The sequence below is a fragment of the Pseudoalteromonas sp. R86517 genome (assembly GCF_042466295.1).
Taxonomy (GTDB): Bacteria; Pseudomonadota; Gammaproteobacteria; order Enterobacterales; family Alteromonadaceae; genus Pseudoalteromonas; species Pseudoalteromonas atlantica.
Genome location: NZ_JAXHCB010000001.1, coordinates 180,565 through 202,552, shown reverse-complemented (window position 1 = coordinate 202,552; position 21,988 = coordinate 180,565). Strand labels below are relative to the sequence as shown.

The following is a 21,988-nucleotide window of genomic DNA, read 5'->3' as shown; positions in this document are numbered from 1 at the left end:
GCACAGCGAATTTAATCACCTGCTTTTTTCTGATAAATTGTTAACTATTGAAGGACTAAAATAGGTGCGCAATGAATATTAACTCACCGTTATTGAGAAAATTTATAACGCTTGGCCGCATTGATGCCGATACCGTAAAAGCAAAACAGCAAGAGTTTGCCTCAACCGCCGAGCTTATATCTAAATGTGGAAAAATTGACAGCAACGACTTAGCTGAACAATGTATAGACTTATTTCGCGTACCGTATTTTGATTTAAAAGACTTCGACCCTGCACAAATTCCCGAAGACTTAGTTAAAGAAAAGCTAATACGTAAACACCACATTTTACCGCTGGTTCAAAAAGGCAGAAAAGTATACATTGCCGCCTCAGATCCAACTGACTACGGTGCCTTTGAAAACTTTGAATTTAGCACCGGCTTATCGTGCGAAATAGTCGTGGTTGACTATATTCAGCTAGATAACAAAATTGAGCAACTACTTGATGCTGCAGGCAGCTTAGATTTAAGCGCCGATGAATTTAAAGAGTTTGCCGACCTAGATAGTGAAGGCCCTAAAGAAACCACACCTAAAGATGATGATAAAGACGATGCGCCAATCATTGTTTATATCAATAAAATTTTAATGGATGCCATTAAAAAAGGCGCTTCTGATTTACACTTTGAACCTTACGAACACAAATACCGTATTCGCTTTCGTATTGACGGTATTTTGCATGAAGTTGCCAACCCACCAAATACATTAGCAAGTAAGCTATCGGCGCGTATCAAAGTAATGTCGAGGCTCGATATTGCTGAAAAACGTAAACCACAAGATGGCCGTATTAAATTAAAAATTACCGAGCGTAAAAGCATCGATTTTCGTGTAAGTACTATGCCTACATTATGGGGCGAAAAAATAGTAATGCGTATTCTTGATTCATCAAGCGCTATGCTAGGTATTGATGTATTAGGTTACGAAGAGGATCAAAAAAAGCTCTACATGGATGCGCTTGGGCAACCGCAAGGCATGATACTAGTTACCGGCCCAACGGGCTCTGGTAAAACCGTATCGCTTTATACAGGTTTAAATATACTTAACCAGCCAGAGCGTAACATTAGTACCGCCGAGGATCCGGTAGAGATAAACCTTGAAGGGGTTAACCAAGTACAAATTAACCCTAAAGCTGAAATGACCTTTGCTAACGCCCTGCGTGCCTTTTTACGTCAAGATCCAGATGTAGTGATGGTAGGTGAAATACGTGACCTAGAAACCGCAGAAATTTCAATTAAAGCGGCGCAAACAGGTCACTTAGTGTTATCTACACTACATACCAACTCAGCGCCCGAAACCATAACGCGTTTATTAAATATGGGCGTGCCTGCGTATAACGTGGCAAGCTCTATAAGTTTGATTATTGCCCAGCGCTTAGCAAGGCGTTTATGCCCTAAGTGTAAAACTCCAGAAACACTGCCAGCAGAAGAATTGGCTCGTCAAGGATTTAGCACAACACAAATTGAAGACATGACACTATACGCACCCAAAGGCTGCGAAAATTGCACCGATGGTTACAAAGGCCGTGTGGGTATTTACGAAGTCATGCAAATTACCCCTGAAATTGCACAAATTATTATGCGCGGTGGCAACTCGCTCGAAATCGCAGAGGTATCGCTACAAGCGGGGTTTAATAACTTGCGATTATCGGGTTTACGAAAAGCCGCCGATGGTTTAACGTCTCTGGCTGAAATTAATCGCGTAACCAATATGTAAAAGTGATAGCCCTAATTAGGGCTAAAACACATTGTAGAGAGTAAAGTATGCCAACAATTGTTAACTGTCCAACCTGTAAAAACAAAGTTGAATGGTCACAGCAAAGCCCACATCGTCCTTTTTGTTCTAAGCGCTGTCAGCTTATTGATTTAGGTGAATGGTCTTTTGAGAACAATAAAATATCAACGCCTATTACCTCGGCTAACCAAATTAGCCAAGATATGATAGAAGATATTGAAGAGATGATGGCTAAAAACGATGACGACTTTTTTAAATAAGCGTTTTTCAACCTCTTAAACGACAAAAGCCAGCATTAAGCTGGCTTTTTAGTGTTTAATCTATAAATTAGTCTCTTTGCTTACGGTGTTTTTTACCCATACGCTTTTGCATTTTTGCAAACTTTTCTTGCTGCTCTGCGTTAAGTACCTGCATTACTTGATGCTGTGTTTTTAGCTTAATTAAGCCAAACTCAGTGCCTTTTTCGTGGCGTGCAGCTAATAGCTCTTTTGCAGCGTTTTCGTCAAATGTTGGTGCGCTAAGTAGAGCATCCATTTTCTCTTTTTGAGCCTTACGCTGTGCTTTACGGGCTTCTTTATCATCGCCGCGCAGTGCTTTCATCTGTGTTTTTTGCGCTTCAAAAATAGCTTCAAGCTTAGTTTGCTGTTCTTGCGTTAAATCAAGCTTGTCGGCACCGCGCTCAGATAATAAAAAACGCGCTTGAGAATGGCCTTGCTTATCGTGCATGCCGCCTTTTGCTAATACGCTACCGGCGCCAAGTGTAGCCGTTGCTAGACCACAAATAAGTACTAATTTTGAAAGTGTATTTACTTTAGTCATAATCATCACCTTAATATTGGATGGATTGAATTTGGTTGTGGCTGCTAAGCCAGTGAGTTAACTATACCTCTTGCAACGCAAAGTAACGCAAAGCAGTGTAAAGGTTGTGTAAAGATTCACTTTTGCACAATTTAAGAAGTAAAATAACCATATAGAAATTGCCTAAGGGTTTGAAATGAAGCTATTAATGATTGATGACGACACAGGTTTGTGCGAACTACTCACTGAATATTTAGCCGCGCAAGGTTTTGACGTACAAAGCGTTCACGATGGCGAGCAAGGCTTAAAGCTTGCTCTATCAAATGACTACGCGCTGATATTGCTTGATGTCATGCTCCCCACCCTTGATGGCTTTGAAGTACTTAAACAACTTAGGCAAACAAAGTTAACACCGGTTATTATGCTTACTGCAAAAGGCGAAGACTTTGATCGCATTTTTGGCTTAGAGCTAGGCGCAGACGATTACATACCCAAACCCTTTAATCACCGCGAGTTACTTGCCCGTGTAAAAGCTATTACCCGTCGTATAGAGCACATAAATAGCCTAAATGTTGCAACACCTAGCAAAATGAATATAAATGGCATTACGGTTAATTTGGCAGCCCGAGAGGCCGCTATTAACGAGCACACCCTCACGCTTACTGGCACAGAGTACGAAGTACTGGTGTTATTAATTAAAAACGCCGGCGAAGTTGTCAGTAAAGAGCAAATAAGTGAAGAAGTATTAGGCAGGCGCTTAGCTTCGTTCGACCGCTCAATTGATATGCACGTTAGCAATATTCGAAAAAAAATAGCTGAGCATATTCAAGGCGAGCGAATAAAAACAATGCGAGGTACAGGTTATGTCTTCATCCAAGGTGAGTAATAAACATTACTTTGCATGGCTAAAGCACCCTCGACATTATTTATTTTTTAAAATATTTATTTGGTTTTGGCTAACAATAACGGGCACGGTGGCTGCGCTTATATTCTTAAGCAACATTACGGCAATTAATGCAGTAAGCACCGAGCCTTTGCGTGGGCCAATGAAAAAAAACCTAATTTATACTGCCAAAAGTATTGAGCGAAGTGCCACTAAGCACAAGCGCACCCTTGCTGATGTTTTATCGCACCCTAGGCTTTCAAAACGAAAGATTTTATTTTTAGGCGCAGCACAACCCGAAGACGCATTAAGTAATAAAGAGATCCCCGCTGAAATAGATTTAAACTTACTTAGCTTTAGTCAAAACTTGGCACCACAGGTCATTTTTACCGAAAAATACCAAGCTTTCGGCCCTGTCAATATTAGCGTGCCAGAGGGGCAGTTTTACCTCTACGAAATAGACATTAACCACCAACCTCCTTTGCTCATGCGCTTTAAGTTAATGCCAAATTGGATGAAAGTACTCGTGGCTATTTTTGCCTCTTTAATCCTGAGTTTTATTTTTAGTCGCAATTTAATCGCCCCAATTAACAGCCTTAAAAAAGCAGCTATAAAACTTTCATCAGGCGATTTATCAGCGCGAGTTGCCATACCTGCAAGCAGAAAAGACGAGTTAGGGGTGCTTGGGCGCGACTTTAACAGTATGGCTAATCAGCTTGAGCAACTTATTAGCGCCCAAAAGCGCTTACTGGCTGATATATCTCATGAGTTGCGCTCCCCGCTTACGCGTTTAAAAATGGCAACGGGGCTTGCACAAATGCAAGCCAACGAGGCAAGCCAATCGTATTTATTACGTATAGAAAAAGAAGCAAACCAGCTTGATAAAATGATTGCAGACGTGCTGCAAGTGTCGCGTTTAGAAGCGCAAAGCCAAACACTGTCACTACAAAAGCAATCGTTAAAAGATATAGTAGAGCACGTATTAAACGATGCGCAGTTTGAAGCCAAGCAAAATACTAAAACACTTACTTTTAGTGGCAATGCCGATGTAATGCTAAGCTGCGATGAATCATTAATTGCCAGCGCACTCGAAAACCTATTACGTAACGCAATAAAATACGCGCACAGCAACATTAGCTTTAGCGTACACTACAACAACCAAATCTATATAGAGATTTGCGACGATGGCCCTGGCGTTCCAAATGAGCAACTTAGCAAGCTTTGTGAGCCCTTTTTTAGGCAATCTGACGCTCGCGACAGAGTAAGTGGCGGCACAGGGCTTGGCTTAGCTATCGCTAAAAATGCTATTATTGCCCACGGCGGTAGTTTAGCGCTATCTAATAAAGAAAAAGGCGGGCTTTGTGCCAATATCACCCTGCCACTAATTAAAGAGTAAGCATGTTTTACAGTACCGAATCAGCGCTTGAAAGTAACCAAGCACGCATTAATCACTTTTACGAAAATGTACTTAATAAAAACTATTTTAATGCATCTGAAGGTAAACTGTTTTTTGCTTACGCAGTGCCAGAAACAGCTAACACTGCCATAGTAATTAGCTCTGGGCGCATAGAAGGGCTTGAAAAATACAAAGAGCTGCTGTGGGAGCTTTACACTAATAATTATGCGGTATTTATAGCCGACCACCAAGGGCAAGGCCGCTCGTATCGACCGTTAAAAAATAAGCACAAAGGGTATGTAAAACGCTTTAGTGACTACAGTGCCGACTTAGATTTATTTAATCAACATATTGTAAATAAACACTGGCAAGGCAAAAAAATATTATTAGCCCACTCTATGGGCGGCGCTATAGCGTACGATTATTTTGCAAATTACCCGCATACTTTCAGCGGCGCGTTTTTATCTGCGCCCATGTTTGATATTTACACTAAAGGTATTCCTAAACCGGTAGCTAAATTTATAGCCAGCGCCGCCACAAAGCTCGGTTTTGGCTACAGTTATGCGCTAGGGCAAAACGATTACAACCCAGAAGAATTTGCGCTTAATACTTTAACCAGCAGCCAAGTGCGGTACAACCTATTTAGGCTCACTTATCAACAACAGCCACTTTTACAGTTAGGCGGCGTTACATATGGCTGGTTAAATGCAAGCTTTGCTTTTATGTCTGCCGTGGATACCCACACAATCAACCTCCCTATTTTTATTGCCAGCGCACAAAACGATGAAGTGGTTGATAACAACGCGCAACAAAAGCTCGTAAATAGGCTCCCTAATGCCGAGCTAAAAAGCTTTGCTGAGGCTAAACACGAGTTATTGTTTGAACGCGACGAAATTAGAAAACCTGTACTTATGCGCTTGTATCAGTTTTGTTCTTCGTTTGATACTTAGGTACCACGGAGAGCGGATCTAGATGAATTAAAATATCAACCTCAGAGTCAAAGCGCTCGGCAAGCGCCTTTTCTACATCGTCAGCCACATTGTGGGCACGTATTAAACTTAAATGATCATCAAGCTCTAAGTGCATTTGCATAAACTTAATTTTACCGCCTTGGCGAGTGCGGATATCATGTACACCGTGTACATCTTTATGTGCGTTAGCAATATCTAAAATACTTTGCTTTTCATCATCTGGGAGTTCTTTATCCATTAGATGATCGGCACTCTCACACGCAATATCCCAACTGTTATAAAGTAAGTAACCGGCTACGCCTATGGCAAACAGCGGATCTGCGTATAACACCCCATAGTACGAGAGCAAAATAGCAAGTAATACCGCCGCATTTAAAATTAAATCCCCTTTGTAATGCACCGAGTCTGCTTTAATAGCGATGGATTCGGTATGCTTAACCACTTTGATCTGAAAAAACACAATCACTAACGTACAAGCAATAGCAAATATACTCACCCACACACCTAACAGTGAATGACTAAGCACAATTGGGTTAAATAATCGCTCAATACCGTGAAACGCCAATAAGCACCCCGACCCTGCTATAAACGCAGCCTGACCAAGTCCGGCTAGGGCTTCAGCTTTGCCATGACCAAAACGGTGATCGTCATCTGCTGGGCGCAGTGCATACCCTAGCACTAAAAAGCTCATGGCCGTGGCGGTAATATCCATTAATGAGTCGGTTAATGAGCCAAGCATAGAAGCTGAACCCGATGCCAACCACGCCCAGGTTTTAGCGGCTATCATTAAGCTAACCATAACCATGGTAACTATGCTTGATGTTTTAACCCAAAATTCGTAACTACGGTGATGCACGTTAATATTCACTACTTGCGGTATTCAATGGCGCGAGTATATCATTTTTTTTACCGGTTTCGTGTATACTGCCACTCGTCAAATTATAGATTAATAGAAAGGCGCATTATGCTGGATATCGTTTTATATCAACCTGAAATTCCACCAAATACAGGAAATATCATACGCTTGTGTGCAAACACAGGTTACTCATTGCATTTAATTGAGCCATTAGGTTTTGAGTGGGACGATAAGCGAGTAAAACGTGCCGGGCTAGATTACCACGAGTTTAGTAACGTACAGCGCCATGCCTCGTTTGAAGCCTACCTTGAAAAGTGCCAACCTAAAAAAGTGTATGCATGCACTACTAAAGGCAGCCAGTTTCATCACGAAGCCAGTTATGAAGCCGGTGATTGCTTGGTATTTGGGCCAGAAACTCGCGGTCTCCCCGATGAGATGATTCAAGCGCTACCTAACGATCAGCGTGTGCGCATTCCTATGCAGCCCAATAGCCGTAGTATGAACCTATCTAACGCTGTGGCGGTATTCGTTTATGAATCATGGCGCCAGCTAGGCTTTCCTAACGCGCAATAAGCACCTTGTACCAAACAATAAAAAAACCGACATAGCGTCGGTTTTTTTAATAACAAAGCATGTTCATGCTTTTAATAAAGTGAGCATTATATGCTCACTTTATTCAGCGCGCTGCTCTCGGCCTAATAACGCCATGGCTGCTTCTTTCATATCTTTATTTTCATAAAGTACTTTATAAATTTGCTCAGTAATAGGCATTTCTACACCGGCGCGTTGCGCTAATAAATACACTTCTTTTGTGTTTCTAAAGCCTTCAACAACTTGCCCGATAGACTCAATAGCAGCATCAACCCCTTCACCTTTACCTAAAGCCAAACCAAAGCGACGGTTGCGCGATTGATTATCGGTACATGTTAAGATTAAATCGCCAAGTCCGGCCATACCCATAAAGGTTTCTTGCTTTGCACCTAAGGCACACCCTAAGCGCGTTAGCTCAGCTAAGCCGCGAGTGATCAGTGCAGTACGTGCATTAGCACCAAAGCCCACCCCATCAGACATACCTGCACCAATGGCTATTACGTTTTTAACCGCGCCACCTAACTGAATGCCAATAAAGTCATCGTTGTTATACACGCGGAACGAGCGCCCACAATGGAGTAAATCTGCAAGTTGTTGCGCAAACTCCGTTGAGGTAGACGACACCGATATCGCAGTAGGTAGCCCCATTGCCATTTCTTTTGCAAAGGTTGGGCCTGATAAAACCGCAAGCGGCATCTCATCACCTAGTTCCTGCAGGGCAACCTCTTGTAACAAGCGACCAGTATTTGGCTCAAGCCCTTTTGTTGCCCACGCAACTTGCGCACCTTCAACCAGCGCAGGTTTAATTTGCTGCAATGTATCTGCAAAGGCATGGCTTGGCACAACCACAAGTACAATGGCACTGCTGGCTACTGCTTGTTGTAAATCGGCTTGTAATAAAAGAGTGTCAGGGAATGGTACATCAGGAAGGTAACGTTGATTTTTCCGCTCAGCTGCAAGCGTGGCAACGTCGTCGCTATTGCGGCCCCAAAGTGTCACTTGGTGACCATTTCGGGCTAAGCAAATAGCAAGAGCGGTGCCGTAAGACCCCGCTCCTAATACAGTAACAGCTGAAGTTGCTGTACTCATAAATTATGCGTCTGCTGAAACCTGCTCAGCTTGCGCAGTACGTTGTTGCATGTATTGTGCAAATAACGCATCAAAGTTCACTGGCGCAAGGTTAAGCTGTGGGAAAGTACCACGGTTAACAAGATTAGATACGGCTTCACGCGCGTATGGGAATAACACGTTAGGGCAGTATGCACCTAGCATATGTGCTAGTTGTACTTCTTCAAGCTCACCAACTGTAAAAATACCGGCTTGCTGAATTTCACATAAAAACGCAGTTTCTTCACCGATAGAAGCAGTAACCGTTAGTGCTAAAACCACTTCAAACACACCTTCGTCTAGCTTATTAGAGCGCGTGTCTAGGTCTAGCTTAACTTCTGGCGTCCATTCTTTTTGAAAAATCGCAGGCGAGTTAGGCGTTTCAAACGATACATCTTTAGTGTAAATACGTTGAATAGTAAATTGTGCGCCACCTTCTTGTGCTGCTGCGTTTTGATTTTCTTCGTTCATTGTGCTTCCTACGTGTTAGTTTTTATAATTAAAATTAAGCATTTAGCTTAGCGTCAAGTTTACCTTGCGCTTCAATAGCCATCATGTCGTCGCAGCCACCGATATGTTCATCATTAATAAAAATTTGCGGTACTGTGCTTGCACCACCTGCTTTAGCAATCATTTCATCGCGAAGCTCTGGTTGAACACCAATATCAATATTTGTGTACTCAACGCCTTTACTGTTTAAAAGTGCAAGAGCACGTTGGCAAAATGGACAGTACGCTTTGGTGTATAAAACAACATTACTCATAATAAATCCTCTATCGGTACTACTAAACTGATTAGCGACCTGTTGTAGTTGGAAGGCTGGCAGATTGCCACGACCCCATACCACCTGATAATACATAAACCGATTCAAAGCCTGCTTTATGCATTGCATTAGCAATACCTTGAGCAGTCATGCCTGTGGCACATACTAGTATAATGGGTTTGCTCTTGTGCTTTTCAAGGCTTGAAAAATCAGATTGTTTTGCTTTTTCAGGGCTTAAGTGTTCAGCACCCGCAATACGACCTGCGTTAAATTCTTTTTGAGCACGAATATCAACTACTTTGCCATCTTCACGATTAATAAGAAGTGTTAATTGCTGTGGGTTTATTTCTCTCACTGCTGAAAACTTGCTCTTTATCCAGCCGCTTACAATAAGGAATACAAGACCAACCCAAGCTAGGCTTAAAATAGGATGATTTGTAATAAATTCAATATATTGATCCATTCTACTTCCACTATGAAATTATGTTCTAAATCTAGGGGCGTGTTGGCCTTTGTGGATTGAAATTTGTTCAATCTAGGGGCGATTAAATCGCGGCGCGAGATTTGTAACCTAGTGGGCTAAGTAAAAACCTAGCAAAGCTTCCGCGTCCTGCTCACGCCCCTTACCTACATCCATGTAGGCAACAAAAAGGTAATAGTCCCTAGAAAGAACCCAACGGGCAGCGCATGCTTGGTGTTTATGCTACGTTATCGCCTATTTATGGGGGGTAACCACACTTCATAGGCTCTGTTTTACCTAAAAACCAAACATACTGCTGCAAATTCAGCCACCAAAGTGCAACACGCCCTAATATTCTAGGTATTTTGTACTTTAGCCACGCAAGTATACCCAAACCAAGTTAAAATGCGAGTTTGCTGCGCTTTAAAAACACATAAAGCCCCCCATATATGAAAGTAAGTAAAAAATTTAATATCTTGTTCTCAGTGCTGATTCTGGCGCTAAAACACGGTATGCTAAAACTAACCAGGTAACCTTTTCGGTGCACAGTACCCATCAACAGGTGCTAATTTTCAGGAGCTATTATGACAGAGCATAAAAAACCACTGGTATTAATGATTTTAGACGGTTGGGGATACCGCGAAGATGAGCAAAGCAATGCGATTCTTGCAGCCAACACCCCCGTTTTAGACAACCTATGGGCAACCCGTCCACGCACATTAATTTCAGGCTCAGGTTTAGATGTAGGCTTACCTGAAGGGCAAATGGGTAACTCAGAAGTAGGCCATGTAAATTTAGGTGCTGGTCGTGTGGTTTATCAAGACTTTACTCGCATTACCAAAGCAATCAACGATGGCGAATTTGACTCAACTCCTGCACTTGTTGAAAACATCGATAAAGCAGTCGCTGCAGGCAAAGCCGTGCATATTATGGGTTTATTAAGCCCAGGTGGTGTTCACAGCCACGAAGATCATATTGTCGCAAGTATTCAATTAGCCGCTAAACGCGGTGCAAAAGAAGTATATTTTCATGGCTTTTTAGATGGCCGTGATACACCACCACGCAGTGCTAAAGCATCAATAGAGCGTATAGAAGCCTTATTTGCCGAGCTAAATTGTGGCCGCTTAGCGTCTCTTGTGGGCCGTTATTACGCCATGGACAGAGACAACCGTTGGAACCGTGTAGAAAAAGCCTACAATGTAATGGCATTAGGTGAAGGCGAATTTAATTATGCTGATGGTGTGTCGGCATTAGAAGCCGCCTATGAGCGCGACGAAAACGATGAATTTGTAGCTCCAACCACCATCACGCCACAAGGCACTGAAGCAGCACAAATTAATGATGGCGACACTATCATCTTTGCTAATTTTAGAGCCGACCGTGCCCGTGAAATCACCCGTGCCTTTGTAGAGCCAGGCTTTGACGGGTTCGAAAAGAAAAAATCACCACAGTTAAGCGCATTTGTAATGATGACAGAATACTCAGCCGATATTGATGCCCCTGTCGCATTTGGCCCTACGCCATTGGTAAACGTATTAGGTGAATGGCTTGAAAAAAATGGCAAAACGCAGCTACGTATTTCTGAAACAGAAAAATACGCTCATGTTACGTTTTTCTTTAGTGGCGGACGCGAAGATGAATTTGAAGGCGAATCACGCGAATTAATTCCTTCTCCACAGGTTGCCACTTATGACCTTCAGCCAGAAATGAATTCTGAAATGCTAACCGACAAACTTATTGAAGCCATTAAAAGCGGTAAGTTTGATGCCATTATTTGTAATTACCCGAATGGCGATATGGTGGGTCACTCTGGTGTGTTTGAAGCCGCGGTTAAAGCCTGTGAAGCTGTTGATGCATGTATAGGCCGCGTGGTAGAAGCGCTAGATGAGTTTGGCGGTGAAGCACTTATCACAGCTGATCACGGTAATGCAGAGCAAATGGCAAATACTGCCACGGGCCAAGCTCATACCGCTCACACTAGCGAGCCAGTGCCATTTATTTATGTAGGACGCGATGCAACGCCAAGTGAAGGCAAAGCATTAAGTGATGTAGCACCTACTATGCTACACCTTATGGGCATGGAGCAACCAAGCGAAATGACCGGCACGCCAATCATGACGTTGAAATAACACATGAGCAAACCAGTAAATTGGTTTAGTGTTTATACATTTGTATTGGTTTCGTTAGTGGTTGCCCCTGCAACCGCTAACGAAAGCCGCACTAAAAAAGACCTATCTGAAGTGCAATCTGCATTAGAACAAAGCCAAGCAGAGTACAACGCACAGCGAAAAAAAATTGCCGCACTGCAAAAAAACTTAAAAAAACACGAGCTAGAAATAGCTAAAAATGCCAAAGCCCTCAATATGGCTGAGCAATCAGTAAAAGAAACCGAGCAAAAACAACAAACGCAGCAACACAAAGCACAGCAATTAAAAGCGCAACACGCGCAATTTCAAGCCATTTTAGCCGCCCAGCTAAAAAGTGCTTACATGGCTGGGGGCGACGACTACCCAAAAATGCTTTTAAATCAGCAAGACACAGCTAAATTTGAGCGTACCTTAAGCTATTACAACTATTTAAATAAAGCGCGCATAGAACAAATTGAAGAGCTTAAAGTACTACAACAACAAATTGCAGAAAACCAAGCCGCACTTGCCAAAACCAAACAAAAATTAGCCGCCTTATTTGAAGAACAAAAAAGACGCCAAAGCGCGCTAGTAAATGCCCAAAGCGAGCGCCAAACTAACCTTAAAAACTTACAAGCACAGCTTAATAGCACTAAAAGCTCGATTAATTACTTAAAAGACAACGAGCAAACATTAATCACCACCATTGAAGAACTTGAGCAAGAGAAAACTCAAAAAATTGAACTGCTCGGCCTTAATAAAAGTAAAGGCAAGCTTAATTGGCCCAGCAAAGGAAAGCTAAAACACACATTTGGTCAGCGCAAACATGGCGGCATAGACTGGAAAGGCGTGTTAATTGGTGCAAAAGAAGGCACTAATGTAAACAGTATTAATAATGGCCAAGTTGTATTTGCTGATTGGCTTAAAGGCTTTGGCTGGGTTATTGTGGTTGATCATGGTGAGGGCTTTATGAGCCTATACGGCCATGCTCAAACATTATTAAAAGATGTGGGCGACATGGTTCGAGAAGGCGAAACGCTGGCATTAGTAGGTCAAAGCGGCGGACAGTCGAGTTCTGGTCTATACTTTGAAATACGCCACAAAGGACGCGCAGTAAATCCTGTTAAATGGTGCAGACGTATTTAAGTGAATAAAACAGCTGCACCGCATTAGGAGCAGCTGATGACTCAAAAAATACCACAAACACGCTCATTTCCCTCTTCCCGTACGCGCTATTTGTTTTTATTGTGCGCATTGACCTGTATTGCTATTTTTTGTTTTAGCAATTCATTACTTGCCAGCTCAGTTAAAGATCTTAAAAGTCAGCAAATTTCTGAAATACTCTTCAACATTAAAGCCTATTATGTTGATGACTTATCACTGACAAAAGGTGCACAGGGTGCCTTTAATAATCAGCAAGTAGAAATTTTACTCGACCAGCTAGACCCTTATTCTAAATACCTCAATGAAAATGACTTAGACGCTTTGTTTAACAATACAAATGGCCATTACACTGGCGTGGGCATTGAAGTGAAAGACATTGACAGTGACATTACTATTGTTGGTGTTGTTAAAAACTCCCCAGCCAAAAAGGCCGGTATTTTAGCGGGCGATATTATAGTTAGTGTTAATGATATAAACACGCAAACAGGTAGCTTAGAGCAAGTAGCTGCGTTGATAAAAGATACCCGCTTTAACGCGGTTAAACTAACAATAAAGCGCGCAGGGCAGCAGCAACCAATTAGCTTTGCGGTAAACCGCAAAGAAATAAACTTAGAAAGCGCCACTAGCCAATTACTCGACTCAGGCACTGGGTATTTAGCCATAAATAATTTTTCTAATCACACCTTACATGAAGTGGCGCTGCAGGTAGCTGCACTTAAAAATGATTATCGCACACCCCTTAAAGGGTTAGTCATTGATTTACGTGACAACCCAGGTGGTACTTTACAAAGCGCAGTGGCGGTAGCGGATCTATTTTTACAAAGCGGCACTATAGTCACCACTAAAGGGCGCTATTACGACGCTAATCAAGCCTACTACGCTAAACGAGGCGACATACTTAAAGGCTTGCCTATTGTGGTGCTTATTAATGAAAATTCGGCCTCTGCGGCAGAAATACTCGCAGCCGCTTTAAAAGATAATAAGCGTGCTACAGTGGTTGGTAATCAGTCTTATGGCAAAGGCTCGGTGCAATCTTTGATCCCACTTGGTGATGGTAATACAGCGCTAAAATTAACAACTGCTAAGTACTTTACACCTGCGGGCGTATCGATTGAAGGCGTAGGAGTTACCCCCGATGTAGCAATTGCGCAAGCAACCCTTCCACAATCAAATAAAGCCGCTATAATAAAAAATGAGCAGAACAAAAATGCACCACAATTTGAACATGAAATACTGGGCGACTTGCAGTTAGTAAAAGCTAAGCAATTACTTAGCATGCAATAGTAAATAATCTGAATTCTAGGTAAGCGATTTAATAACAGAATAAATATTAACACTATTAAATTCTGCTATTCTTTAGCTATAAGTTTTAAGTAAATTCAACGCAGTTAGCGCTAAAAACAGCTGCTGAGATAGCTTTATTACCCGGCGCTGAGATTAAGTACTCTTAATAAATTAAAAAGATAATAAAAACTATAAACGTGAAAATAATAAAATGGCTGTTGTTGGCTATCTGCTTTGTATCTAGCGCTACTTGGGCAAAGCAAATAGCCATCGTAATTGATGATATTGGCTATCATCAGCGAGATTTAGAATTTCTTACCTTACCAGGGCAATTGTCGTATTCAATTTTGCCCCACACACCCTACTCTCAAATTTTTGCCACGCTTGCCAGCCAAGCAAATAAAGAGCTTTTATTGCATGTACCTATGCAAGCCTTAAACGGTAAAGCACTCGGCCCTGGCGGGCTCACCGTAAATATGGATAAAGAACAGCTACAAAAAACTTTAGGCACTGCATTGGCAAGCTTACCGCAAGTAAAAGGGGTTAATAACCATATGGGGTCGGCACTCACTCAACAAAGCCAAGCCATGAAGTGGACTATGGAAGTACTTAAAAAACGTAATTTATTCTTTTTAGATAGCCGTACTACCGACTTAAGCCAAGCGCAAAATGCGGCAAATTTTATCGGGGTTGAAAATATTGGCCGCCATGTATTTTTAGACAATATAACCACGCATGAGCAACTGCAGCAAAGGCTGGATGAGCTAAAATATAAAGCGACTAAACATCACTTTGCCATAGCGATTGCCCACCCCTACCCAGAAACCATCGACTTTTTACGCCAAGCGCTACCTGAGCTCACCGAGCAAGGCTTTGAGTTAGTTCCGGTATCGCAACTAGTGCATAAAAAATACATACAATTAGCGCAGGCGCAAGGTAAAGGGATCAACGCTAGGTAGCTTTAGGCGGTATTTTAAATATATTTAAGCCATACAACTAAGCTAATAAAAGCAATATTAATAGCTAAAACGTTGATTAAAATACTTATAGCCACAAAGCAAAAGCCCCGCATATTAATGCAGGGCTTTTTAAGTTTTACTATTTTTGCGCTATTAGCTCATAGCACTTTGCAGCTTTTTCATCGCTGTTTTTTCTAGCTGGCGAACACGCTCAGCAGATACACTGTATTTTTCAGCAAGCTCTTGTAGTGTTGCTTTGTCATCAGACAACCAGCGTGCACTTACAATGTCTTGTGAGCGTTCGTCTAGCGTTTTAAGCGCGCTAAATAAACGAGTATGTGACTGCTCTTGCCATTGTTGCTGCTCAATATCGTCAGCTAAATCAGCTGAGCCGTCTGTTAAATATTGTACTGGTGAATATGTACTTGTTGGCGCGTCGTCGTTATCGTCGCCCGTTAAGTCAAAGCCCATGTCTTGGCCGCTCATGCGCGATTCCATTTCACGAACTTCTTTTTCACTCACACCTAGCTCATTCGCTACAGTGCTTACTTCAGCTTGGTTAAACCAACCTAAACGTTTTTTGTTTTTACGAAGATTAAAAAACAATTTACGTTGCGCTTTAGTGGTCGCAACTTTTACGATGCGCCAGTTTTTAAGCACAAACTCATGAATTTCTGCTTTAATCCAATGAACAGCGAAAGACACTAAACGTACACCCACACTCGGGTCGAAACGCTTAACCGCTTTCATCAGGCCTATATTGCCCTCTTGGATTAAGTCGGCTTGCGGTAAACCATACCCCGAGTAGCTTTTAGCAATATGTGCTACAAAGCGTAAATGCGACATAATGAGTTGCTTTGCAGCACTAAGATCGCCTTCTTCTTGAAGTCGTGTTGCTAGCTCTTTCTCTTGCTCAGCTTTAAGCATAGGAATTGTGCTAACCGCTTGAAGGTAGCCGTCCATACTTGCGCTTTGTTGCCCAACTGTAAGTGCCATTGCGTATAAATCTTTACTCATTTTTCACCTCGGTGATAAACATTTGAAACCATCTTAGCACTCTTTCTCTAAGAGTGCTAACCCCAATTTAAAACTTTTTTTAAGCGTAAATCAAGCGGTTTTTTAGTGTATGTTAAGTCTACTACATGCGACTGAATAAGTGATGAACTAAGGGATTGCAAGAGATTAGCGCAAGCGTAACAGCGCATTTACAACTAATCTCATTTGAGGATAATAATATACAAACATGACATTTTTGAGTCAGCCATTAGCAGCCGTACTTATACTTTATCAGGCTCAATTTCTTTAATATATCGGTTAACCGATAAGTAAGAACCAATAAAACCTAAGCTGGTTGCTAGTAATACTAATGCGCCAAACTCATTAAGCGTTAAACCAATTAACGAAAAGCTTGTTTGATACACGCCTGCAACGCTGCTTACTGCGCTAGTTAACCACCACATCATTAAGGCAATACAAATAAATGCAAACAAGCCCCCTATAACGCCATACCAAATGCCGGTCCACAAAAACGGAGCGTGTATAAACGTATTGGTAGCACCTACTAACTTCATTACTTGTATTTCTTCTTTTTTGTCCATAATCGATAAACGAATCGTATTACCAATAATAAGCGTGACAGAGGTAAGAAGTAATAAAGCAATTGTGATAACGCTTTCTTTTAATAAGTCTAATAATGCATTTAGGCGCTCAAGCCAAGCAATATCAAGCTTACCAAAATCTACTTCGCGCTCGTTCTCAAGCTTTGTAAGCAGCGCTTTAGCCGCATTAGGCTGGCGATGCCGCTTAGTAGGTGTCACTAATACAACATCGGGTAGCGGGTTGCTATCTAGGTACTCTAAAGCTTGCCCAAACCCCGACACATCTTTAAATTCAGTTAATGCTTGCTGCTTAGAAATAAATTCAACACTTTCTACCTCGGCGTAAAGTGCTAAACGCTTTACTAAGGTTTGTGTTTCTTGTTCGCTCATACTTTCTTTTACAAAAAGCGATATTTCACTGGCTTCTTCAAACCCGCTACTGACTTGCTGTACGTTTTTTACGACTAAATAAAGCGTTGCAGGCAATGTTAAACTTAGCCCAAGTACAGCAATTGTCATTAATGATGCAAGTGGCGTACGCCACATTTCACCTAAACTGTGCACCCCTTGGCGAAAAATATTTATAATAAAAAAATAACCGCCAGCTATGGCTGATTTTTTTTGTTTATCGTTTGAGTTTTGGCGTCCTTTAAATAACAAGCTCACAGCGTGCCCTCCGCAAGTGGGTCTTCAAGCATACGGCCATCTTTTAAAGTCAGGCTACGGTATTTTAAACGCGACACCAGACCAAGGTCGTGTGTTGCTATAAGTACTGTCGTACCATGTTTATTAAAATCTTCAAATAGCCTTAATATTTCCATAGAGAGCTCGGGGTCAAGGTTACCCGTTGGTTCATCAGCTAATAAAATAGGCGGAGAATTTACAATCGCTCTGGCAATACCTACGCGTTGCTGCTCACCACCAGAGAGTGTAGAAGGATGGCATTTAACTTTATCTAACAGCCCTACTTTATCTAGCGCACCATGAACTCGTTTAGCGATTTGTTTATGATGAGTGCCTTCAATAATCAACGGCAGTGCAACGTTATCAAACACAGTGTAACGCTCTAACAAACGATGATTTTGAAAAATAATACCAATATCGCGGCGCGCATAAGGAATTTGCCGAGAATTAACTTTATTTAAATCAACACCATTAATTAGCACGTTGCCTGCAGAGGGGCGCTCCATTAAGCTAATGAGCTTTAATAAGGTACTTTTACCCGCACCACTGTGGCCTGTTAAAAAAGCCAGTTCGCCAGGCTTAATATGAAATGTAACTTTTTCGAGAGCGCGATGCCCACCCGGATAGGTTTTACTTACTTGCTGAAAATTTATCATTTTTTATTATGCCAGTCCCATATTAGTAAAATGGAATTCCTTAGCTAGGGCCTGTTGACCTTTGAGGATTGAAATTTGCTCTACCTAGAGGCTATTTAATCGTGGTGCAAGGTTTATAGCCCAGAAGGCTAAGTAAAACCGAGCAATAAAAAGTAAATAGCCCAAAGGGCAGCGCATGTTTAATCTCAAAAGATAAGCAGACCAAAAAAGGGAGCAAGCTCCCTTTTATGTATTAAGCGTCATCCTCATCTTGGCTAAATAAAGCGTCAATAAAGTCATCGCTTTTAAATGCGCGTAAATCATCAATACCTTCGCCAACACCAATGTAACGAATAGGAATATTAAATTTATCTGCAACCGCAAATATAACCCCACCTTTAGCAGTACCATCAAGTTTTGAGAGGGTAATACCGGTTAAACCAACACATTGATTAAATAAGTTTACTTGGCTAATTGCATTTTGACCTGTACCCGCATCAATGGTTAGCATAACTTCATGCGGTGCATCAGGGTCAATTTTCTTCATTACGCGGGCTATTTTTTCAAGCTCTTGCATTAAGTTATCTTTATTTTGCAAGCGCCCTGCTGTATCAGCAATTAATACATCTACATTACGCGCTTTAGCGGCTTGAAATGCATCAAACACCACCGAGGCACTATCTGCACCAGTGTGCTGGGCAATAACAGGAATGCTGTTACGCTCTCCCCACACTTGCAGCTGCTCTACGGCTGCTGCACGAAAGGTATCTCCTGCGGCCAACATAACCGACTTACCTTCATTTTGAAATTGCTTAGCTAACTTACCAATGGTTGTCGTTTTACCTACGCCGTTTACACCGACCATTAATATAACAAATGGTTTTTTATCAGCATGTATCTCAAGCGGTTGCTCAGCTGTTTTAAGCATTGCGGCCATTTCTTGCTTCATTAAGTCATAGAGCGCATCGCCATCTTTAAGCTGCTTGCGATCGGCTGCATCAGTAAGGCTATCAATCAGCTTCATGGTGGTATCAACACCTAAATCGGCGGTAAGAAGCTGTGTTTCTAAATCTTCAAATAAATCATCGTCTATTTTTTTACCACTAAAAATAGATGCAAAGCCAGAGCCTATATTTACACGGGTTTTTAATAACCCTTTTTTAAGACGTGAAAAAAAGCCTTCTTTTTTAGGCTTTTCGGCAAGTTTAGCTTCTTCTTTTGCAAGCTCTGCCGTAATGCGCTCTTGCTCTAAACGATCAGCTTCGGCCTCTGCTGCAATGCGTTCTTGCTCTGCACGTTCAGCTTCTGCCTGTTCTTGTGCAATACGCTCTTGTTCTAAGCGCACAGCTTCTGCTTGCTCTGCTGCAATACGCTGTTGCTCTAAACGCTCAGCTTCTGCTTCTGCTGCAATACGCTCTTGCTCTAAACGTTCAGCTTCTGCTTGTTCTGCAACAATTCGCTGTTGCTCTAAACGCTCAGCTTCTGCTTGTTCTGCTGCAATACGCTGTTGCTCTGCACGTTCAGCTTCTGCCTGTTCTTGTGCAATACGCTCTTGTTCTACACGTTCAGCTTCTGCTTGCTCTGCTGCAATACGCTCTTGCTCTACACGTTCAGCTTCTGCTTGCTCTGCGGCAATTCGCTGTTGCTCTACACGTTCAGCTTCTGCTTTTTCTGCTGCAACACGCTCTTGCTCTAAACGCATTTTCGCTTCTTGCTCTACTAAACGAGCGGCTTGTGCTTGTTGTTGCGCCTGTGCTTCAGCTTGCTCTTTCGCAAGCAACTCAACGTTGGCTTTTTCAATTGCTAATTTTTCATCTTGCTCAGCTTGCTCACGCTCTGTGTCTAAACGTTGTTGCTCAGCTCGCTGTGCAGCCATGCGCTCTTGCTCTAAACGCATTTGCGCTTCTTGCTCAGCTAGACGCGCAGCTTGTGCTTGTTGTTGCGCCTGTGCTTCTGCTTGCTCTTTTGCAAGCAACTCTGCATTAGCCTTTTCAATTGCTAAACGCTCTGCTTGTGCTTTTTCAGCAGCAATACGCGCTTGTTCTTCACGCTCTGCTTCGGCCTTTTCTGCCGCTAAGCGCTCAGCTTCTTGTTGCTGAGCTAATGCCTGTTGTTTATCAGCTTCTGCTTGTTTTTTATCTGACTTACCAAAACCGAGCCAAGACATGAATTTACTTTTTTTTGCCATACTTGCTAATAACCACTTATAAAAATCTGATAAACTAAAATTTGAAATAGCTTGGTGTGGCTCAGCAAAGCGTGCCGGCCAAACAACCGTTCAAAACGTAAGTGCTAAATAGTAACACTTTTAATGCGGTTGAAAAATGAAGCTAAACGTAAACTACGCACAATATTATCTGAGCTAGATCCCTTATACCATTTTTTAGTGACCTAAATGAGAAAAAAAACAACGAAAAATAAAGCAATTAGCAAATCTACTGACGGCTTTATTAGAGTAATCAGCGGGCAATTTCGTGGCCGTAAACTGCCGGTAAAAAATGTAGAAGGGCTACGCCCAACAACAGACCGCATTAAAGAAACCGTGTTTAATTGGTTAATGCAAGATACGCGCGATGCAACAGTACTCGATTGCTTTGCAGGCTCTGGCGGGCTTGGCTTTGAAGCGCTTTCTCGGTTTGCTAAAAGCACCACGTTTATCGAACTAGATGCCTCGGCTGCTAAGCAAATTGAGCAAAATATTAGTACCTTAAAGCTTGAAAATGCACAGGTAAAACACACTAATTCACTCTCATATTTAGAGCAAAAGAATACAAATTCACCATTTAATTTAGTTTTTGTTGACCCACCATTTCGTAAAAACTTAGCGCAAAGTAGCTGTGATTTATTAGAAAATAACCAATGGCTTAGCGAAGACGCGCTCATTTATGTTGAGGTAGAAACCGAACTAAGCAGCTTTTCACAACCAGATAACTGGCTGTTAATTAAAGAAAAAAAAGCAGGGCAAGTATTCTGTAGGCTATACCAACGCCAGCCAAATTAACACTATTTAAGCCGCTGCATTTCTGTTAATATTATCCTTTACATGTGGTGTTGCTTCGGATTACAATACCGCACCATTTTTGAACCACTTGATCAATGTTTGATCAACTTGAGCAACGCTCATAATTTAGGTAGGTGAATTTTTAATGCCAGTAATTAAAGTAAGAGAGAACGAACCGTTTGACGTAGCACTTCGTCGCTTCAAGCGTTCATGTGAAAAAGCAGGTATCCTTTCAGAAGTTCGTCGTCGCGAGCACTATGAAAAGCCAACAGCTGAGCGTAAGCGTAAAAAAGCTGCAGCGGTTAAGCGTCACATGAAGAAGCTTTCTCGCGATAACGCACGTCGCGTTAAATTATACTAATAGTATTAGGTCTTGTATAAATGAGCCTTTTAATAACGCTAAAAGATGCGCAAAAAGATGCGATGAGAGCGAAAGACAAACAACGTCTTAACCCTATTCGCATGGTGCTTGCCGCAATCAAGCAACGTGAGATTGACGAGCAAATAATACTAGACGACGCAGGTATTACCTCCGTTATAGTGAAGCTTGTTAAACAACGTCGTGATTCTTACACTCAGTACAAAGATGCTGGGCGTGAAGATTTAGCCGAAATTGAAGCCAATGAGATCGCAGCACTAGAAACTTTTTTACCTCAACAATTGAGTGAAGAAGAAATAGTTGCCCTTATTGATGCGGCTATTGCTGATACTAATGCAGCAGGTATGCAAGACATGGGTAAAGTAATGGGCATAATCAAAAGCAAAGCCGAAGGACGTGCCGATATGGGCAAGCTTTCTGGTTTAATTAAGCAACGATTAACAGCCTAATACTCCCACATACACAAAGTATGATTAAAGCAAACCGAGCCTAGTGCTCGGTTTCTTCGTTTAAGTAGACGAACAAAACGCTTTTAAGTAATGCTCGTGCATGTAATTAAGTGATTTA

General features: G+C 41.9%; 23 protein-coding genes. 13 read left to right on the top strand and 10 right to left on the bottom strand.

Translation table 11 applies throughout. The features are described 5' to 3' along the window. The first annotated feature begins 71 nt into the window (after positions 1 to 71). Positions 72 to 1,748 (top strand): type IV-A pilus assembly ATPase PilB, encoded by a 1,677-nt coding sequence (gene pilB, locus SJY38_RS00915; RefSeq protein ID WP_029773362.1) that lies wholly within the window; start codon positions 72 to 74, stop codon positions 1,746 to 1,748. A 47-nt stretch (positions 1,749 to 1,795) separates the two neighbouring features. Then, entirely contained in the window at positions 1,796 to 2,026 is a 231-nt protein-coding gene (gene yacG / locus SJY38_RS00910; protein ID WP_024031401.1) for a DNA gyrase inhibitor YacG, read from the top strand. A 67-nt stretch (positions 2,027 to 2,093) separates the two neighbouring features. Here the strand turns inward: yacG and SJY38_RS00905 are convergent, their stop codons facing one another. Further along, entirely contained in the window at positions 2,094 to 2,585 is a 492-nt protein-coding gene (locus SJY38_RS00905; protein ID WP_004588607.1) for a Spy/CpxP family protein refolding chaperone, read from the bottom strand. A gap of 175 nt (positions 2,586 to 2,760) precedes the next feature. Here SJY38_RS00905 and SJY38_RS00900 point away from each other — a divergent pair, with 175 nt between their 5' ends. From SJY38_RS00900 to SJY38_RS00890, 3 genes are read left to right on the top strand one after another with little or no spacing between them, the layout of a single operon-like run. Then, positions 2,761 to 3,450: a response regulator gene (locus SJY38_RS00900; protein ID WP_004588608.1), complete on the top strand. Its 690-nt coding sequence runs from the start codon at positions 2,761 to 2,763 to the stop codon at positions 3,448 to 3,450. Then, positions 3,428 to 4,843, top strand: a complete 1,416-nt coding sequence (locus tag SJY38_RS00895; RefSeq protein WP_377109106.1) for an ATP-binding protein — start codon at positions 3,428 to 3,430, stop codon at positions 4,841 to 4,843. Before SJY38_RS00900 ends, SJY38_RS00895 begins: the two co-directional genes overlap by 23 nt. A 2-nt stretch (positions 4,844 to 4,845) precedes the next feature. Next, positions 4,846 to 5,793 (top strand): alpha/beta fold hydrolase, encoded by a 948-nt coding sequence (locus tag SJY38_RS00890; protein ID WP_273610087.1) that lies wholly within the window; start codon positions 4,846 to 4,848, stop codon positions 5,791 to 5,793. Here SJY38_RS00890 and SJY38_RS00885 read toward each other — a convergent pair. Continuing rightward, on the bottom strand, positions 5,753 to 6,670 hold the full coding sequence (locus SJY38_RS00885; RefSeq protein WP_029773365.1) for a cation diffusion facilitator family transporter: 918 nt from the start codon (positions 6,668 to 6,670) through the stop codon (positions 5,753 to 5,755). The genes SJY38_RS00890 and SJY38_RS00885 overlap by 41 nt on opposite strands. Before the next feature lie 108 nt (positions 6,671 to 6,778). On the opposite strand from SJY38_RS00885, the gene trmL reads away from it, so the two are divergent. Beyond that, positions 6,779 to 7,243 (top strand): tRNA (uridine(34)/cytosine(34)/5-carboxymethylaminomethyluridine(34)-2'-O)-methyltransferase TrmL, encoded by a 465-nt coding sequence (gene trmL, locus SJY38_RS00880; RefSeq protein ID WP_029773366.1) that lies wholly within the window; start codon positions 6,779 to 6,781, stop codon positions 7,241 to 7,243. A gap of 99 nt (positions 7,244 to 7,342) precedes the next feature. On the opposite strand, the gene gpsA is transcribed toward trmL, so the two are convergent. From gpsA to SJY38_RS00860, 4 genes are read right to left on the bottom strand one after another with little or no spacing between them, the layout of a single operon-like run. Then, entirely contained in the window at positions 7,343 to 8,350 is a 1,008-nt protein-coding gene (gene gpsA / locus SJY38_RS00875) for an NAD(P)H-dependent glycerol-3-phosphate dehydrogenase (RefSeq protein ID WP_024031407.1), read from the bottom strand. 3 nt (positions 8,351 to 8,353) lie between these two features. Then, positions 8,354 to 8,839 carry a protein-export chaperone SecB gene (gene secB / locus SJY38_RS00870; protein WP_004588614.1) on the bottom strand — a complete coding sequence of 162 codons (486 nt, stop codon included), beginning with the start codon at positions 8,837 to 8,839 and terminating at the stop codon, positions 8,354 to 8,356. A 34-nt stretch (positions 8,840 to 8,873) separates the two neighbouring features. Continuing rightward, on the bottom strand, positions 8,874 to 9,131 hold the full coding sequence (gene grxC, locus SJY38_RS00865; RefSeq protein ID WP_004588615.1) for a glutaredoxin 3: 258 nt from the start codon (positions 9,129 to 9,131) through the stop codon (positions 8,874 to 8,876). A gap of 31 nt (positions 9,132 to 9,162) precedes the next feature. Beyond that, the gene (locus tag SJY38_RS00860) at positions 9,163 to 9,594 is read right to left on the bottom strand and encodes a rhodanese-like domain-containing protein (RefSeq protein ID WP_004588616.1); all 432 of its coding nucleotides are present in this window, start codon (positions 9,592 to 9,594) and stop codon (positions 9,163 to 9,165) included. Between the two features lie 581 nt (positions 9,595 to 10,175). On the opposite strand from SJY38_RS00860, the gene gpmM reads away from it, so the two are divergent. The 4 genes from gpmM (at position 10,176) to SJY38_RS00840 (ending at position 15,124) form a co-directional block, all read left to right on the top strand. After that, positions 10,176 to 11,720 (top strand): 2,3-bisphosphoglycerate-independent phosphoglycerate mutase, encoded by a 1,545-nt coding sequence (gene gpmM, locus SJY38_RS00855; RefSeq protein ID WP_004588617.1) that lies wholly within the window; start codon positions 10,176 to 10,178, stop codon positions 11,718 to 11,720. Positions 11,721 to 11,723: 3 nt separating this feature from the next. Next, positions 11,724 to 12,863, top strand: coding sequence for a murein hydrolase activator EnvC (locus SJY38_RS00850; protein WP_004588618.1), 1,140 nt, complete (start codon positions 11,724 to 11,726; stop codon positions 12,861 to 12,863). 36 nt (positions 12,864 to 12,899) lie between these two features. Next, positions 12,900 to 14,165: a S41 family peptidase gene (locus tag SJY38_RS00845; protein ID WP_377109105.1), complete on the top strand. Its 1,266-nt coding sequence runs from the start codon at positions 12,900 to 12,902 to the stop codon at positions 14,163 to 14,165. Between the two features lie 197 nt (positions 14,166 to 14,362). Continuing rightward, complete coding sequence (locus SJY38_RS00840) at positions 14,363 to 15,124, top strand: divergent polysaccharide deacetylase family protein (protein WP_256851388.1); 762 nt, start codon at positions 14,363 to 14,365, stop codon at positions 15,122 to 15,124. A gap of 153 nt (positions 15,125 to 15,277) precedes the next feature. Here the strand turns inward: SJY38_RS00840 and rpoH are convergent, their stop codons facing one another. From rpoH to ftsY, 4 genes are all read right to left on the bottom strand, one after another. Further along, on the bottom strand, positions 15,278 to 16,141 hold the full coding sequence (rpoH, locus tag SJY38_RS00835) for an RNA polymerase sigma factor RpoH (protein ID WP_004588621.1): 864 nt from the start codon (positions 16,139 to 16,141) through the stop codon (positions 15,278 to 15,280). Between the two features lie 260 nt (positions 16,142 to 16,401). Continuing rightward, positions 16,402 to 17,388 carry a permease-like cell division protein FtsX gene (gene ftsX / locus SJY38_RS00830; protein ID WP_004588622.1) on the bottom strand — a complete coding sequence of 329 codons (987 nt, stop codon included), beginning with the start codon at positions 17,386 to 17,388 and terminating at the stop codon, positions 16,402 to 16,404. Continuing rightward, positions 17,385 to 18,062 (bottom strand): cell division ATP-binding protein FtsE, encoded by a 678-nt coding sequence (gene ftsE, locus SJY38_RS00825; RefSeq protein ID WP_004588623.1) that lies wholly within the window; start codon positions 18,060 to 18,062, stop codon positions 17,385 to 17,387. Before ftsE ends, ftsX begins: the two co-directional genes overlap by 4 nt. A 232-nt stretch (positions 18,063 to 18,294) precedes the next feature. Further along, entirely contained in the window at positions 18,295 to 20,229 is a 1,935-nt protein-coding gene (gene ftsY, locus SJY38_RS00820) for a signal recognition particle-docking protein FtsY (RefSeq protein ID WP_377109104.1), read from the bottom strand. Positions 20,230 to 20,436: 207 nt separating this feature from the next. Here ftsY and rsmD point away from each other — a divergent pair, with 207 nt between their 5' ends. The 3 genes from rsmD to SJY38_RS00805 all read left to right on the top strand — a co-directional run bounded on the left by rsmD (position 20,437) and on the right by SJY38_RS00805 (position 21,870). Next, a complete protein-coding gene (gene rsmD, locus SJY38_RS00815; protein ID WP_004588625.1) occupies positions 20,437 to 21,042 on the top strand; it encodes a 16S rRNA (guanine(966)-N(2))-methyltransferase RsmD in 606 nt (201 codons plus the stop codon). Positions 21,043 to 21,187: 145 nt separating this feature from the next. Next, on the top strand, positions 21,188 to 21,403 hold the full coding sequence (rpsU, locus tag SJY38_RS00810) for a 30S ribosomal protein S21 (RefSeq protein ID WP_002957797.1): 216 nt from the start codon (positions 21,188 to 21,190) through the stop codon (positions 21,401 to 21,403). A gap of 20 nt (positions 21,404 to 21,423) precedes the next feature. Beyond that, the gene (locus SJY38_RS00805) at positions 21,424 to 21,870 is read left to right on the top strand and encodes a GatB/YqeY domain-containing protein (protein WP_377109102.1); all 447 of its coding nucleotides are present in this window, start codon (positions 21,424 to 21,426) and stop codon (positions 21,868 to 21,870) included. Positions 21,871 to 21,988: the final 118 nt, after the last annotated feature.